This window comes from Variovorax sp. V118 (genome assembly GCF_041154445.1).
Classification (GTDB): Bacteria; Pseudomonadota; Gammaproteobacteria; order Burkholderiales; family Burkholderiaceae_C; genus Variovorax; species Variovorax boronicumulans.
Map to the genome: position 1 here is coordinate 3237084 of NZ_AP028663.1, position 15233 is coordinate 3252316.

13 protein-coding genes and 2 riboswitches are annotated in these 15233 nt (G+C 68.8%); of the genes, 11 read left to right on the plus strand and 2 right to left on the minus strand.

The genetic code is table 11. The annotated features are described in order from the left end of the window. The first annotated feature begins 28 nt into the window (after positions 1-28). The gene (locus ACAM52_RS15035) at positions 29-1732 is read left to right on the plus strand and encodes an electron transfer flavoprotein-ubiquinone oxidoreductase (protein WP_095947441.1); all 1704 of its coding nucleotides are present in this window, start codon (positions 29-31) and stop codon (positions 1730-1732) included. Positions 1733-1787: 55 nt separating this feature from the next. Here ACAM52_RS15035 and ACAM52_RS15040 read toward each other — a convergent pair whose 3' ends face one another. Beyond that, the gene (locus ACAM52_RS15040) at positions 1788-2849 is read right to left on the minus strand and encodes a hypothetical protein (protein WP_369647499.1); all 1062 of its coding nucleotides are present in this window, start codon (positions 2847-2849) and stop codon (positions 1788-1790) included. Between the two features lie 73 nt (positions 2850-2922). Between ACAM52_RS15040 and denD the strand changes: the two genes are divergently transcribed. From denD to ACAM52_RS15060, 4 genes are all read left to right on the plus strand, one after another. Further along, entirely contained in the window at positions 2923-3939 is a 1017-nt protein-coding gene (gene denD, locus ACAM52_RS15045; protein WP_070059377.1) for a D-erythronate dehydrogenase, read from the plus strand. A gap of 55 nt (positions 3940-3994) precedes the next feature. Continuing rightward, on the plus strand, positions 3995-4969 hold the full coding sequence (locus tag ACAM52_RS15050; RefSeq protein ID WP_062474422.1) for a TRAP transporter substrate-binding protein: 975 nt from the start codon (positions 3995-3997) through the stop codon (positions 4967-4969). Positions 4970-5049: 80 nt separating this feature from the next. After that, positions 5050-5562, plus strand: a complete 513-nt coding sequence (locus ACAM52_RS15055; protein ID WP_062474469.1) for a TRAP transporter small permease — start codon at positions 5050-5052, stop codon at positions 5560-5562. A gap of 10 nt (positions 5563-5572) precedes the next feature. Continuing rightward, positions 5573-6865 carry a TRAP transporter large permease gene (locus ACAM52_RS15060; RefSeq protein ID WP_062474420.1) on the plus strand — a complete coding sequence of 431 codons (1293 nt, stop codon included), beginning with the start codon at positions 5573-5575 and terminating at the stop codon, positions 6863-6865. 27 nt (positions 6866-6892) lie between these two features. On the opposite strand, the gene ACAM52_RS15065 is transcribed toward ACAM52_RS15060, so the two are convergent. Next, the gene (locus tag ACAM52_RS15065) at positions 6893-7672 is read right to left on the minus strand and encodes a helix-turn-helix transcriptional regulator (RefSeq protein ID WP_062474418.1); all 780 of its coding nucleotides are present in this window, start codon (positions 7670-7672) and stop codon (positions 6893-6895) included. 109 nt (positions 7673-7781) lie between these two features. On the opposite strand from ACAM52_RS15065, the gene ACAM52_RS15070 reads away from it, so the two are divergent. The 6 genes from ACAM52_RS15070 (at position 7782) to gcvP (ending at position 15211) form a co-directional block, all read left to right on the plus strand. Further along, entirely contained in the window at positions 7782-8972 is a 1191-nt protein-coding gene (locus ACAM52_RS15070; protein WP_369647500.1) for an MFS transporter, read from the plus strand. A 242-nt stretch (positions 8973-9214) separates the two neighbouring features. Next, positions 9215-9709: a hypothetical protein gene (locus tag ACAM52_RS15075; protein WP_354346477.1), complete on the plus strand. Its 495-nt coding sequence runs from the start codon at positions 9215-9217 to the stop codon at positions 9707-9709. Between the two features lie 96 nt (positions 9710-9805). Beyond that, positions 9806-10342: a hypothetical protein gene (locus tag ACAM52_RS15080; protein ID WP_354346475.1), complete on the plus strand. Its 537-nt coding sequence runs from the start codon at positions 9806-9808 to the stop codon at positions 10340-10342. Positions 10343-10373: 31 nt separating this feature from the next. Beyond that, a riboswitch (glycine riboswitch) is annotated at positions 10374-10460 on the plus strand. A gap of 16 nt (positions 10461-10476) precedes the next feature. Continuing rightward, a riboswitch (glycine riboswitch) is annotated at positions 10477-10581 on the plus strand. Between the two features lie 47 nt (positions 10582-10628). Beyond that, positions 10629-11801, plus strand: coding sequence for a glycine cleavage system aminomethyltransferase GcvT (gcvT, locus tag ACAM52_RS15085; protein WP_354346473.1), 1173 nt, complete (start codon positions 10629-10631; stop codon positions 11799-11801). Between the two features lie 71 nt (positions 11802-11872). Further along, the gene (gcvH, locus tag ACAM52_RS15090) at positions 11873-12244 is read left to right on the plus strand and encodes a glycine cleavage system protein GcvH (protein ID WP_062474411.1); all 372 of its coding nucleotides are present in this window, start codon (positions 11873-11875) and stop codon (positions 12242-12244) included. 57 nt (positions 12245-12301) lie between these two features. Beyond that, positions 12302-15211, plus strand: a complete 2910-nt coding sequence (gene gcvP, locus ACAM52_RS15095; protein ID WP_354346471.1) for an aminomethyl-transferring glycine dehydrogenase — start codon at positions 12302-12304, stop codon at positions 15209-15211. Positions 15212-15233 lie beyond the last annotated feature (22 nt).

A 15233-nucleotide genomic window follows, 5' to 3' on the forward strand; every position in this document is an offset into this window, starting at 1 on the left:
TCTAAAAATCATTATCGACCCAACCCACATGACGCACGACGAAATCCTCGCCCAGTTCGGCCCTCGCGAAGCCATGGAATACGACGTGGTCGTGGTCGGCGGCGGCCCCGCCGGCCTCTCGACCGCGATCCGCCTCAAGCAGCTCGCCGCCCAGCAGGAGAAGGAAATCTCCGTCGTGGTGCTCGAGAAGGGTTCCGAGCCCGGCGCGCACATCCTGTCGGGCGCCATCATGGACCCGCGCGCGCTCAACGAGCTGCTGCCCGACTGGGAGGAACTCGGCGCCCCGCTGAACCAGCCGGTGACCGACGACGCCATGGTGTTCCTGAGCGAAAAGTCGGGCCTGCGCACGCCCAACGCCTTCCTGCCGGCCTGCTTCCAGAACCACGGCAACTACATCATCAGCCTGGGTGCCTTCACCAAGTGGCTGGCGCAGCAGGCCGAGAACCTGGGCGTGGAAATCTTCCCCGGCTTCCCGGCCGCCGAAGTGCTCTACAACGAGAACGGCTCGGTGCGCGGCGTGGCCACCGGCAACATGGGCGTGGGCAAGGACGGCGAACCCACCGAGAACTTCCAGCTCGGCATGGAGCTGCTGGGCAAGTACACGGTGTTCGCCGAAGGCGCGCGCGGCCACCTGGGCCGCCAGCTGATCGCCAGGTTCAAGCTCGACGAAGGCCGCGACCCTCAGACCTACGGCCTGGGCGTCAAGGAAGTCTGGGAAATCGATCCCAAGCGCCACCAGCCCGGTTTCGTGCTGCACACGGCCGGCTGGCCGATGGACAACAACACCTACGGCGGCGCGTTCCTCTATCACATGGAGGACAACAAGGTCACGATGGGCTTCATCACGGGCCTGGACTACAGCAACCCGTACCTGAGCCCATTCGAGGAAATGCAGCGCTGGAAGCTGCACCCCAACATCCGCTGGTACCTCGAGGGCGACGAAGCCAAGGGCATCAAGCCCGCCAAGCGCATCGGCTACGGCGCGCGCGCCATCACGGCCGGCGGCCTGATGTCGCTGCCCAAGACGGTGTTCCCGGGCGGCGCGCTGGTCGGCTGCGAGGCCGGCTACCTGAACGTGAGCCGCATCAAGGGCAGCCACGCCGCCATCAAGACCGGCATGCTGTGCGCCGAAGCCGCGTTCGACGCGGTCATGGCCGGCCGCCAGCACGACGAACTCACGGCCTACCCGGCCGCGTTCGAGAAGAGCTGGCTCTACACCGAGCTGAACAAGGCCCGCAACTTCAAGGCCTGGTTCAAGAAGGGCCTGGGCATCGCCACGGTCATGAACGGCGTCGAGCAGTGGCTGCTCAAGGGCCACATCCCATGGACCCTGCGCCGCAACAAGCCCGATCACCAGTACCTGAAGCCGGCCGCCGAGTGCAAGCCCATCGTCTACCCGAAGCCGGACGGCAAGCTCACCTTCGACCGCCTCTCCAGCGTGTTCATCAGCAACACGAACCATGAAGAGCAGCAGCCCGCCCACCTGACGCTGAAGGACGCGTCGGTGCCGGTCAACGTCAACCTCGCCAAGTTCGCCGGCCCCGAAAGCCGCTACTGCCCGGCCGGCGTGTACGAGTTCGTGCCCGACGAAGCCAGCGCCGGCAAGGAGCGCCTGCAGATCAACGCGCAGAACTGCGTGCACTGCAAGACCTGCGACATCAAGGACCCGACGCAGAACATCGTCTGGGTCACGCCCGAAGGCGGCGGCGGTCCGAACTACGTGGGCATGTAAGCCCCGCCGCGTCGACGCATGAAAGCCCTCTTCGGAGGGCTTTTTTCATGGCGCTTCAGGCGAGGTACGCGGCGACCTCGTCGGGCGTGAGGAAGTGCACCAGCGACACCTGCGGATTCTGCTCGGCGTGCAGCACGTGGGTGAACCCGGTCCAGCCGCGCGCGGGCTTGTCGTCCGTCTCCAGCGCGACGAGCACCAGCCGCCCCTGCCGGCGCACGTTCTCGCGCAGCGTGCCTTCGCCCCAGGACCACGCCATGCGGTCCACCAGCTCGCCCTGGGCGAAGGCCGTCGCCTGCAGCCAGAGGAAGGCGGCGGCGTCGCTGTCCTCGTCGCGGCGCGTGCGCGGCGGCTGCCGGATGCCCAGCGTCTGGGCGTGCGTTTCCATCAGGTCCTGCAGCAGCGAGAAGGCGTGGAAGTTGTTGTTGATGCCCTGGGCACGAACGACCATGCCCGCACGCGACGCCGGCAGCAGGACCACCAGTTCGTCCTCGTACGACAGCTGGGCCGCGGCGCGCAGGAAATGCAAGGCCTCGAAGGGCAGCGAGTCGTTGGCGTACATCGCCTCGACGTGCGCGAGCAGGCCTGCGTCCGCCACCAGCGACTGGTGGTTGCGCACATCGCGCACCACCATGGTCATGAGCGGCAGCACCAGCAGGTCGACCGCGCGCTGCAGCGCATCGACCTCGAAACGGGCCTGCGGCGACAGCGCTGCGAGCGCCGCTTCGGCGGCCTGCCAGGCGGCGAGTTCTGCCTCGTCCTGCGGTTCCTCGTCGTCTTCGTCGGGTTCGTACGGCTGCGCCGCGCAGTACGGCGCCAGCGACGCCAGCAGGCGCCCGGCCAGCTGCCGCACGGCGTCGAACATGAGCTGCGGATCGGCGCCGTTCTCGACCAGCGCGCCGCAGAACACCGCCAGCAACGCGGCCCGGTGCGGATGCACGTCGCCGAGCTGCGCGACGGCGGCCCACAGCACCTCGTCCTTCGCCGAGCCCTCCACCACCTCGAAGTAGAGCCCACGGACCTCCGGCCGCTTGAAGAAGGAGGCCTGGGTGTCGAGGTCGGCGTCCTGCAGCACAGGCAAACGCAGGGTGGCGAGGAGATCGGGAGGCAGCATGGGCATGCGCAAATTGTGCGATACCACCGACGCTATCCTCGCGACACAAGGACACAAGGACACAAGGAGACAGGACCCCATGCACATCGTCATCACCGGCGGCGCCGGCTTTCTCGGCGCGCGCCTGGCGCGCACCCTCCTGGCCCTGGGCCAGCTCTCGCTCGCTGGCGCCCCCGCCCGCGACATCGCCCGCATCACGCTGGTCGACCGCGCACCACCGCCGCCCGACCTCGCGGCCAACCCGCGCATCGCAGCCGCCACCGGCGACCTCAACGCCCAGCTGGCCGACGACGGCGCCACCTTCTGGCGCGAGGCCGACGCGGTGTTCCACCTGGCAGCGGCCGTCAGCGGCGAATGCGAGGCCGACTTCGACCTGGGCATGCGCAGCAACTTCGCCGCCACGCACGGCCTGCTCGAGAAGCTGCGCGCGCTCGGCACGCGCCCGGTGCTGGTGTTCTCCAGCTCGCTCGCCGTGTTCGGCGATTCGCCCGAACAGCCGCTGCCCGCGCTCATCGACGACCACACGCTGCCCACGCCGCAGACCAGCTACGGCATCCAGAAATTCATTGGCGAGCAGCTGGTGGCCGACTACACCCGCAAGGGCTTCGTGCAGGGGCGCAGCGTGCGCCTCATGACGGTGAGCGTGCGCCCCGGCCTGCCCAACGGCGCGGCCTCGGGCTTCTTCAGCGGCATGATCCGCGAGCCGCTCGCAGGACTGCGCGCGGCCTGCCCGGTGCCCGACGAGACGCCCGTGGCCATCGCCTCGCCGGCCCGGACCATCGAAGGCATCGTGCGCGCCGCCGAAGCGAGCGACGCCGACTGGGGCCCGCGCACCGCGCTCAACCTGCCCTCGCTGGCCACCACCGTGGGCGAGATGGCCGCCGCGCTCGAACGCGTGGCCGGCCGCGCCGCCACCGACCTGCTCGACCGCACGCCCGACGCCGCCATCCGCCGCATCGTCAAAACCTGGCCCGGGCGCTTCGACACGCCGCGCGCGCGGGCCCTCGGTCTCACGGCCGACGAGAGCTTCGACGCGGTGATCCGCGCCTACGTCCGTGAAAGTCCCGACGCGGTCAAACTGGTTATTGGTGCATAGTCATTTCCTGACCTGCGCCTGACGCGCTTTCGACCCCCAACTCCCCGGAGACACCATGAAATTCGGCCACATCGCCGCCGCCTGCCTTTCGCTCGCCCTGGGCACCGCCGCCTTCGCGCAGCAACCCACCGTTCTCAAGATCGGCTATGCGACGTCCAAGGAATCGCATTACGGCGTGGGCTCCACCGTGTTCTGCGAAGAGGTCGAGAAGAACACCCAGAACCGCTTCAAGTGCCAGCACTTCGCCAACTCGGCGCTGGGCGGCGAGCGCGAGCAGATCGAAGCGATCCAGCTCGGCACGCAGGACCTGCTGAACACCTCGACCGGCCCCGTGGGCAACTTCGTGCCCGAGGTCAAGATCGTCGACATCCCCTTCCTGTTCCGCGACTACGACCACGCCCGCAAGGTCATGGACGGCCCCATCGGCCAGGACATCCTGACCAAGTTCCCGAGCAAGGGCATCATCGCGCTGGCCTGGACGGAAAACGGCTTTCGCCACATGACGAACAGCAAGCGCGACATCGTCAAGCCCACCGACGCGGCCGGCCTGAAGATGCGCACCATGGAAAACAAGGTGCACATGGACGGCTACCGCACCTTCGGCATCCTGCCCACGCCGATGGCCTTCCCGGAACTGTTCGGCGCGCTGCAGCAAGGCACGGTCGACGGCCAGGAAAACCCGATTCCGGTGATCCTGTCCTCGAAGTTCTCGCAGGTGCAAAAGCACCTGTCGCTCACCGGCCACGTCTACTCGCCGGCGCTGCTGCTGCTGTCGCCCAAGGTGTGGAACAAGCTCTCGGACGCCGACAAGAAGGTGTTCACCGAAGCGGCGAAGAAGGCCTCGATCGCGCAGCGCAAGAAGGTCAACGACGACGAGAACAACGGCATCGCCCAGCTTGAGAAAGACGGCATGAAGGTCACGCGCACCGTCGACGGCGCGGCCTTCCGCGAAGCCCTGAAGCCGGCCTACGTGGGCTACGCCAAGGAATTCGGCGCCGACAACATCAAGAAGATCACGGACGTCAAGTAAGACTGCTCCGCCCCGACCGCGCCCGGCCCGCCTCAGTGTGCCGGGCGCTTCGCATTTCCGACACCACAGAGAACCACAACGTGCAAGCTTTCGAGCGCTACTTTCTCGCCGCCAACCGGTGGGCGCTGATCCTCCTGCTGGCGGCCATGTCCGTCATCATCTTCACCAACGTCGTGCTGCGCTACACCACGAACCAGTCGATCGAATGGGCCGAAGAGGTGTCGCGCCACATGATGATCTGGCTCACCTTCCTGGGCGCCGGGCCCGTGCTGCGCTACGGCGGCCACATCGCGGTCGAGAACCTGCAGGACGCCCTGCCCCGGCCCGCGGCCGTGGCGGTGCGCATCGTGGTGGCCGGGCTGCTGTTCGCCTTCTTCGGCTTCATGGTCTGGTACGGCTGGCTCTACATGGAGCGCACGATGTTCCAGCTCACCGCCGTGACGCAGATTCCGTTTGCCTACATCTACAGCGCGATGCTGATCGGCGGCGTGCTGCTGATCGTGCACTGGCTGCTGGTGGTGCGCGGCTACGTGCTGAACCGCGAGTTCGCGTCGGACGCGCATTTCGACGCCAACGCGTCGGCCTCGCTGTAAGGAGAAGACCATGGATGCCAGCATTGTCCTGATCGTCTCCGCCTGCGTGTTCCTGGCCATCGGCGTGCCCGTGGCCTTCGCGCTCGGCCTGGCCACGGCCGCCACCCTGATCCTCGCGGAAAGCTACCCGCTGATGGTGCTGCTGAAGGAAACCTTCACCGGCATCGACAGCTTTCCGCTGATGGCCGTGCCCTTCTTCATCCTGGCCGCCGAGCTCATGAGCGGCGGCTCGCTCACCGAGGTGCTGCTGCGCTTCGCGGGCCAGTTCGTCGGCCACCGGCGCGGCGGGCTGGGCTACACCAACGTGGTGTCGCTGACCTTCTTCTCGGGCATCTCGGGCTCGGCGCTGGCCGATGCGGCCGGCCCCGGCTCGATGCTCATCAAGATGATGGACAAGGCCGGCTACGACCGCTCGTACGCGGCAGCGCTGACGGCCTCCACGGCCATCGTGGGGCCGATCATTCCGCCCTCGATCATCATGATCATCTACGCGCTGCAGGACGAGACCGTGTCGGTCGGCCAGCTGTTCGTGGCCGGCATCGTGCCGGGCATCCTGATCGCGGTGGCGATGTGCGTGGTGAACTTCTACGTCTCGAAGAAGCGCAACTACAAGGGCGACGGCCAGACGCCGCCGCTGCGCGAAATTCTCATCACGACCTGGAAGGCGATTCCCGCCATCCTGCTGCCGGTGGTGATCCTGGGCGGCATGCGCGCCGGCTGGTTCACGCCCACCGAGGCTTCGGTGGTGGCGGTGTTCTACGCGCTGGTGTGCGGCAAGTTCATCTACCGCACGCTCGAGTGGAAGATGCTGCCCGACATCCTGTCGCGCTCGGCGCTGCTGTCGGCGTCGGTGCTGATCATCATCGGACTGTCGGCCTCGTTCGCGTGGGTGCTGACCATCGAGGGCATTCCGCAGCAGATGGCCGAATGGCTCATCAGCATGAACCTCTCGCCGTGGATGTTCCTGATCATCGTCAACGTGTTCCTGCTCCTGTTCGGCATCTTCATCGAGCCGCTGCCGGGCGTGATGGTGCTGGCGCCGATCCTTGCGCCCGTGGCCATCAAGCTGGGCGTCGACCCGGTGCACTTCGCGATGATCGTGATCTTCAACCTCACGCTGGGCATGATCACGCCGCCGGTGGGCGGGCTGCTGTTCGTCACCTGCAACGTGTCGAAGGTGCCGATGTCGGCGCTGGTGAAGGAACTGGTGCCCTTCCTGTGGGCGCACGGCGCGGTGCTGATGCTGCTGACCTTCGTGCCGATGCTCAGCACCTGGCTGCCGCGCGCACTCGGGTTCAAGTAGCGGCGCAGGCCCACGCCTGCACCCGCCTCAGGCCGGCGGGTGCAGGTACTGGCTCGGCGGCACGCCGAGCGTGCGGCGGAACATCGCGGTGAAGGCGCTCGGGCTCTCGTAGCCGTGCGCCAGCGCCACCTCCAGGATCGACGCGCCCGCGGCCAGCCGCGGCAGGCTCAGCAGCAGCCGCGCCTGCCGGCACCACGCACCGAAGGTCATGCCGGTCTCGCGTTCGAACAACCGCGCCAGCGTGCGCGCGTTCATGTGCAGCCGCGCGGCCCAGCCGTCGAGCGTGGCGGGCTGCGCGGGGTCGCGGATCAGCGCCTCGCACAGCGCGGCCAGGCGCGCGTGTCGCGGCATCGGCACATGCAGCGACAACGCGGGCGCGGCCTCGATCTCGTCGAGGATCAGCTCCATCACGCGCTCGTCGCGCCCGCCTGGCGGGTAGTCCAGCGGCAGCGACACGGCCGCCACGATCAGCTCGCGCAACAGCGCCCCCACATGGATCACGCGGCACTCGGCCCCCAGGTCGGCGCGCGTGCCGGGCTCGACGAAGACGGTGCGCATCTTCACCTCGCCCGCCATGCGGATCTGGTGCGTCATGCCCGGCGGCACCCAGACGCCGCGCCCTGGCGGCACCACCCAGCTGCCGGCCGCGGCGCCGACCATCATCACGCCCGAGATCGCGTGGATGAGCTGGCCGCGCCGGTGCGCATGCGGCGGAATGAAGGCGTCGCCCGCCGGATCGGTGGCCAGCACGGCCACGGCGCGCGGGGTCGATTCGCCCTCGTCGGGGCGCAGATTCAGTTTGTCCATTTCACGACGATGTTTGCACATTCGTAGCGAGAACATCTTTCCGTGTCTTCCTACGATGGCTTTTCTCCCTCTTTTTCTCCAACCGGACATCCAGGAAAGAAGCCATCGCATGAACACGCGCCGACTCGGGCTGCTCACCGGCACCCATGCCGTCAACGACCTCTACCAGGGCCTTGTGCCCGCGCTGCTGCCCTTCATGGTGCTGGAGCGCGGCTACAGCTACACGGCCGTGAGCGGCCTGATGCTGGCGGCCACCGGGCTGTCGAGCGTGGTGCAGCCGCTGTTCGGCCTGTACGCCGACCGCCACCCGCGCGCCTGGCTGGTGCCCGTGGGGTTCCTGGTGGCGGCACTGGGCGTGGTGCTGGCGGGCCTGAGCCAGAGCTACCTGCTGACCTGGATCGCGGTCGCGCTGTGCGGGCTGGGCATCGCGGCCTACCACCCGCCCGCCACCGTGGCCGCGCGCGCGGCCGGGGGCGCCTCGCAGAAGGCGATGAGCGTGTTCTCGGTGGGCGGCACCATCGGCGCCTCGTTCGCGCCCGTGCTGGCGGCCACGGTGGTCGGCGGCGGCAGCCTGTCGCGCAGCTATCTGCTGGGCATTCCCGCGGTGGCGATGGGCGTGGTGTGGGTCGCGGCCAACGCGCGGCGCAGCGCGGCCGCCCACCACGCGGCCACGGCGGCGCGCGCAGCGCAGGCCCGCGCCCAGGTGCTGAAACCGCACAACGACTGGCGCGCCTTCAGCCTGCTGGTGGTGACCATCGTGGGCTGGTCGATCCCGTACGTCACGGTGCTGTCGATGCTCTCGCTGCGCATCACGCGCGACCTGCACGGCAGTACCTTCCAGGGCGCCGCGGCACTCACCGCCTTCACCGCCGCAGGGGCCGTGGGCACGCTGGCCGGCGGCTGGCTCGGCGACCGCATCGGGCGCATGGGCACGATCCGCTGCGGCTACCTGCTCGCGCTGCCGGCCATGGCGGGCCTCGTGCTCGCCTCCACGCCCGGCGCGGCGCTGGCCTGCACGGCGTGGCTCGGCATGAGCATGTTCCTGCCCTTCGCCGCGCAGGTGACGCTCGCGCAGGACTACCTGCCGCGCAACCCGGCCACCGCCAGCGGCATCACGCTCGGTCTCGCGCTCTCGGTCGGCGGGCTGGTGTCGCCGCTGTTCGGCCTGCTGTCGGATGCGCGCGGACTCGGCGTGACGCTCACGGTGGTGTTGTGCGTGCTGTGCGTCGCAACCGTGCTGGCCTTGCGGCTGCGCAACCGCACGATTCAGGTGATGGCGGGCGAGGCCGCCGCGGCCTGAGCCCTGCCCAGCGCTCCCGGTGCACAGGGCACTGGGTGCTTCCCGCAGCGAAATCAAGGAGGAGCCGAAGGCGGGGGACATTCGCGGAGGGAAGTACCCGGTGTCCTGTGCACACGCCCGAACCACGAACCACCGAAATCCGTGGGCGATTCCACGCCGCACGCCTGCTCTTTCACTGCCAGAATCGACGCAAGCTTCGACGTCGAGCCTGACAGACAAGAAGAAGGAAAGAGAAGGACGCCATGCACCGAATCGTCGCCCAGGGCAGCAGCCTTGTCGCTGCCGGCTTGCTGGCCACCGCCGGTATCGCGGCCACGCCGGCCACCGCACCCGTTGCGCCCGTTGCAGCCGTTGCACCAGCAGCAGCCGCCCCCGCCAACCCCACCAATCCCGTCACCCACCTCGCCGAAGTGGAAAGCGCCGTGCGCGCCTGGGCCGCCGCCTGGTCCGCGCGCGACGTGGAGCGCTACCTCGCCGCCTACGCAACCGACTTCACCCCCGCGCGCGGCCAGACCCGCGAGCGCTGGGAGGCCGACCGGCGCGCCCGCATCACGGGCAAGTCGCGTATCAGCGTGGGCATCGAGGGGCTGGTGATCAGCGTCCAGGGCACCTCGGCCAACGCGCAGTTCCGGCAGGTCTACAGCGCCGACGCGCTCACCGAGACCGACCGCAAGACGCTCGAGCTGCAGCGCGTGGGCACGCGCTGGCTGATCCGCAAGGAGAGCGCGGGCAACTGACGCGCCCCGCCTTGTCCCTGTAAGGCAAATGGTTCACGAAGATGTCACCACTTGCAACGATGCTGCAGCCTTCGACCTCCGAAAGCTGTGGCCGCCATGTTCCCCACCAAGACCGAGAAGGCACGCGACGAACTCCAGGCCGGGCAGCGCACGCTCAGCCAGCGTGAGCGCGCCCTGCTGCTCATGGCCGACGGCCGGCGCTCGCTGACCGACTTCAGCCCGCTGTTCCCCAACCGCGTCGAGGCCGAACAGGCGATCCAGGGGCTGATGCAGCGCGGCTACCTGCAGGTCGCGCGCCCGGTCGCGCCGCCTCCCGCACCGGCCCCCACGCCCGTCCCCGCCGCCGAGCCGATCCAGGTCGCCACCTCGGCCGACAGCTTCGACGGCAAGCGCTCGCTGGCCACCACGCGCATGTTCCTGTTCGACATCTGCGAGCGCATGTTCGTGCGCCGCGACCCGCGCTTCGCCAACCAGATGCGCGACGCCCTGCGCGAGGCCCGCGACCGCGAGGCCATGCTGACCATCGCCGCGCTGATGCTCTCCGAGATCGAGAAGGCCGCCGGCCCCGAGCGCGCCGACTCGCTGCGCGAGCGCATCGACAAGCTGCTGCCTCCGGCCGAAACCGTGCACTGAGCCGCCAGCCCCGGCCCCGCGATCCACTACACTCGCCGGGTCAGGAGAGAGCCCCGCGCGACGGGGCCGCCGAAGGCGCAGGGGTTCCCCGAACGCTCAGGCAAAAGGACTGACAAGACGCCGGCAACCACCGGCGTTTCCTTGCTGGAGAGAGGCCGTGGCATTGCATGCGGCCCACCGAAGGAGCAAACCCCGATCGTGGGGCGAATCTCTCAGGTAAAGCGGACAGCAGGGGTGGCCCGTGGCGTTGCAGCCATGGATTTCGACTGCCCCTTTGGAGTGCCCCGTGGCCGCTTCCTCCGCTTCTGACGCCCAACTTCTCAAGACCCCGCTGTACGACCTGCACGTGGAGCTCGGCGCCCGCATGGTGCCCTTCGCCGGCTATTCCATGCCCGTGCAGTACCCCGCCGGCCTCATGGCCGAGCACAAGCACACGCGCGATGCGGCCGGCCTGTTCGACATCTCGCACATGGGCCAGCTGCGCCTGGTCGGCCCCGATGCCGCCGCCGCCTTCGAAACCCTGATGCCCGTCGACGTGGTCGACCTGCCCGCCGGCAAGCAGCGCTACGGCCTGCTGCTGAACGACGAGGGCGGCATCCTCGACGACCTGATGTTCTTCAACGAAGGCAATGGCTCGCTCTTCGTGATCGTGAACGGCGCCTGCAAGGTGGCCGACATCGCCCACATCCAGGCCAGGATCGGCGCGCGCTGCCAGGTGCAGCCCCTGCCCGACCACGCGCTGCTGGCGCTGCAGGGTCCGCAGGCCGCCGCCACGCTGGCGCGCCTGTCGCCCGGCATCGAGCGCTTCGTGTTCATGACCGGCGGCGCGGTGCAGATCGGCGGCATCGCGGCCTTCGTCACCCGCAGCGGCTACACCGGCGAAGACGGCTTCGAGATCTCGGTGGCCGCCAAGGATGCCGACGCCCTCGCCCGCCTGCTGCTCGCGCAGCCCGAGGTGAAGCCCGTCGGCCTGGGCGCGCGCAACTCGCTGCGGCTCGAAGCCGGCCTGTGCCTGTACGGCAACGACATCGACACCACCACGACCCCGGTTGAAGCCTCGCTCAACTGGGCGATCCAGAAGGTGCGCCGCGCCGGCGGTGCGCGCGAAGGCGGCTTCCCGGGCGCGGCAAAGGTGCTGGCCCAGCTGACCGCCGTCGCCTCGGGCGCGGCCGGGCACACCGACCACAAGACGCTCACGCGCAAGCGCGTCGGCCTCGTGGCGCTCGAACGCATTCCGGTGCGCGACGGCACGCTGCTGCAGTCGCTCGAAGGCCACGACATCGGCGCCGTCACCAGCGGCCTGCTCGGTCCCACGGCCGACCGCTGCGTGGCCATGGGCTACGTGGCCGCCGCCTTCGCCGAGCCCGGCACGCGCGTGCAGGCCATCGTGCGCGGCAAGCCGGTGCCGATGGAGGTCTCGACCCTGCCTTTCGTGCCGACGCGCTACTACCGCGGCTGACCGACACTGAACACCGCAGACCCGGCTAGGCTCTGCACCCCGATTCCATTTTTTCCACGAGGAGTTTTTTCATGAGCATCAAATACACCAAGGACCACGAATGGGTGGCGGCCGAAGGCGGCGCCGCTACCGTCGGCATCACCGTGCATGCGCAAGACGCGCTGGGCGACGTGGTGTTCGTCGACCTGCCTGAAGTGGGCAAGACCTTCGCGCAGGGCGAGGTCGCCGGTGTGGTCGAGTCGGTGAAGGCCGCCGCCGATGTGTTCATGCCCGTGTCGGGCGAGATCACCGAAGTGAACGAAGCGCTGCGCGCCGACCCGTCGCTGGCCAACAGCGACCCGCTGGCCGCCGGCTGGTTCTTCAAGGTCAAGCTGAGCGAACCCGCGCAGCTCGACGCCCTGCTCGACGCCGCCAGCTACGACAAGTTCGCCGCCGAATCCTGATCCGCTGAACAGCAGCTTCCTCGCACCTTCGTTCCTTCTCCCCGAGCCTTCACCGCCATGCCGATTCCCGCCCTTCCCTCTTTGCAAGAACTAGAGAACGCCGAAGAATTCCTCGCCCGCCACATCGGCATCGATGCGGCGGACGAGGCGCGCATGCTGCCGGTGATCGGCTCGGAAACGCGCGCGGAGCTCATCGACGGCATCGTGCCCGCGGCCATCCGCCGCGCCCGGCCGATGCGCCTGCCCGCGCCGGTCACCGAGGCCGACGCGCTGGCCGAGCTGAAGACGCTGGCGTCGAAGAACAAGGTGTTCAAGAGCTTCATCGGCCAGGGCTACTACGGCACCCACACGCCGGGCGTGATCCTGCGCAACATCCTGGAGAACCCCGCCTGGTACACCGCCTACACGCCCTACCAGGCCGAGATCTCGCAGGGCCGCATGGAAGCCCTGCTCAACTTCCAGACGATGGTGTGCGACCTCACGGGCATGGCCATCGCCAACGCCTCGATGCTCGATGAAGCCACGGCCGCCGCCGAGGCCATGACGCTCGCCAAGCGCAGCGTGAAGAGCAAGAGCAACGTCTTCCTGGTGTCGGGCGACTGCCATCCGCAGACCATCGAGGTCATCAAGACCCGCGCCGCGCCGCTGGGCATCGAGGTGAAGGTGAGCACCGTGTCGGAAACGCTGCCGCACCTGATGGTGAGCGGCGAGTTCTTCGGCGTGCTCGCGCAGTACCCCGCCACCACCGGCCACGTGCACGACCTGCGCCCGCTCGCAGGGCACGCGCACCAGTGCGACGCCGCCTTCATCGTCGCGGCCGACCTGCTGGCGCTGACGCTGCTGGTCGCCCCCGGCGAGTTCGATGCCGACATCGTCTGCGGCACCACGCAGCGCTTGGGCATGCCGCTGTGCAACGGCGGCCCGCACGCCGCCTACCTGGCCTGCCGCGATTCGTTCAAGCGCTCGCTGCCCGGCCGCCTCGTCGGCGTGAGCGTCGACACGCACGGCCAGCCCGCCTACCGCCTCGCGCTGCAGACGCGCGAGCAGCACATCCGCCGCGAGAAGGCCACCTCGAACATCTGCACCGCACAGGTGCTGCCGGCCGTGGTCGCCAGCATGTACGCCGTGTACCACGGCCCCGACGGCCTCACGCGCATCGCACAGCGCGTGGCCGTGCTCACTGCCATCCTCGCCAAGGGCCTGTCGCAGATGGGCCGCGAGCCGGTGAACACCACCGCCTTCGATTCGCTGACGATCCGCACCGGCGACGACACGGCCGCGATCATCGAGCGCGCGCAAGCCGGCGGCGTCAACCTGCGCCAGCGCCTGCAGCAGCACCTGGGCATCTCGCTGGACGAAACCACCACGCGCGCCGACATCGAAACCCTGTGGGCGCTGTTCGTGCCCGCCGGCACCGCGATGCCGCGCTTCGACGAGCTGGCCGCCAACACCACGCCGCTGATTCCCGAGGACCTGCGCCGCACCAGCGCCTTCCTCACGCACCCGGTGTTCAACACCCACAAGAGCGAGACCGCGATGCTGCGCTACATCCGCAGCCTGTCGGACAAGGACCTCGCGCTCGACCGCAGCATGATCCCGCTGGGCAGCTGCACCATGAAGCTCAACGCGACCAGCGAGATGATCCCCATCACCTGGCCCGAGTTCGCGAACATCCACCCCTTCGCGCCCGCCGACCAGCTGCAGGGCTACGCCCAGCTCGACGCGCAGCTGCGCGCCTGGCTGTGCGAGGCCACCGGCTACGCGGGCATCAGCCTGCAACCCAACGCGGGTTCGCAGGGCGAGTACGCGGGCCTGCTGGCCATCAAGTCCTTCCATGAAGCCAAGGGCCAGGGCCACCGCAACATCTGCCTGATTCCCTCCTCGGCGCACGGCACCAACCCGGCCAGCGCCCAGATGGTGGGCCTGCAGGTGGTGGTGACGGCCTGCGACGCGCAAGGCAACGTCGACATGGACGACCTCAAGCGCGCCTGCGAAAAGCACAGCGCCCACCTGGCCGCCGTGATGATCACCTACCCCAGCACGCACGGCGTGTTCGAGACACGCGTGAAGGAACTGTGCGAGCTCGTGCATGAGCACGGCGGCCGCGTGTACGTGGACGGCGCCAACATGAACGCGCTGGTCGGCGTGGCCGCGCCGGGCGAGTTCGGCGGCGACGTGAGCCACCTGAACCTGCACAAGACCTTCTGCATCCCGCACGGCGGTGGCGGCCCGGGCGTCGGCCCGGTCTGCGTGGTCGAAGACCTCGTGCCCTACCTGCCGGGCCATGCCACGGCCGGCGTGCCCTCGAACGGCGTGGGCGCCGTGTCGGCCGCGCCGCTGGGCAACGCGGCCGTACTGCCGATCAGCTGGATGTACTGCCGCATGATGGGCGCCAAGGGCCTGCAGGCCGCGACCGAAACGGCCATCCTCAGCGCCAACTACATCAGCGCCCGCCTGAAGGACCACTACCCCACGCTGTACGCGAGCCCCAACGGCCACGTCGCGCACGAGTGCATCCTGGACCTGCGCCCGCTCAAGGACACCAGCGGCGTCACCGCGGAAGACGTGGCCAAGCGCCTGATCGACTACGGCTTCCACGCGCCCACGCTGAGCTTCCCCGTGCCCGGCACGCTGATGGTGGAGCCCACCGAAAGCGAACCGCTGGCCGAGCTCGACCGTTTCGTCGACGCGATGATCGCCATCCGCGGCGAGATCCGCCGCGTGGAAGAAGGCGTCTGGTCGAAGGACGACAACCCGCTCAAGCACGCGCCGCACACCGCCGCCAGCCTGCTCGGCACGGAGTGGAGCCACCCGTACTCGCGCGAACTCGGCGCGTTCCCGCTGGCCGAACTCAAGCAGGCCAAGTACTGGCCGCCGATCGGGCGCGTCGACAACGTCTACGGCGACCGCAACCTGTTCTGCAGCTGCGTGCCGGTGGGCGAGTACCAGGAAACCGAAGAGGCCTGATGAAGGCGCGGCGGCGCAGGCC

Bases quoted from the DNA above. Each gene is read 5' to 3' on its own strand.
- ACAM52_RS15075 (WP_354346477.1), top strand. From the start codon at position 9,215: ATGCACCGAATCGTCGCCCAGGGCAGCAGCCTTGTCGCTGCCGGCTTG.
- ACAM52_RS15035 (WP_095947441.1), top strand. From the start codon at position 29: ATGACGCACGACGAAATCCTCGCCCAGTTCGGCCCTCGCGAAGCCATG.
- gcvH (WP_062474411.1), top strand. From the start codon at position 11,873: ATGAGCATCAAATACACCAAGGACCACGAATGGGTGGCGGCCGAAGGC.
- gcvP (WP_354346471.1), top strand. From the start codon at position 12,302: ATGCCGATTCCCGCCCTTCCCTCTTTGCAAGAACTAGAGAACGCCGAA.
- denD (WP_070059377.1), top strand. From the start codon at position 2,923: ATGCACATCGTCATCACCGGCGGCGCCGGCTTTCTCGGCGCGCGCCTG.
- ACAM52_RS15060 (WP_062474420.1), top strand. From the start codon at position 5,573: ATGGATGCCAGCATTGTCCTGATCGTCTCCGCCTGCGTGTTCCTGGCC.
- ACAM52_RS15040 (WP_369647499.1), bottom strand. From the start codon at position 2,849: ATGCCCATGCTGCCTCCCGATCTCCTCGCCACCCTGCGTTTGCCTGTG.
- ACAM52_RS15070 (WP_369647500.1), top strand. From the start codon at position 7,782: ATGAACACGCGCCGACTCGGGCTGCTCACCGGCACCCATGCCGTCAAC.
- ACAM52_RS15065 (WP_062474418.1), bottom strand. From the start codon at position 7,672: ATGGACAAACTGAATCTGCGCCCCGACGAGGGCGAATCGACCCCGCGC.
- ACAM52_RS15080 (WP_354346475.1), top strand. From the start codon at position 9,806: ATGTTCCCCACCAAGACCGAGAAGGCACGCGACGAACTCCAGGCCGGG.
- ACAM52_RS15050 (WP_062474422.1), top strand. From the start codon at position 3,995: ATGAAATTCGGCCACATCGCCGCCGCCTGCCTTTCGCTCGCCCTGGGC.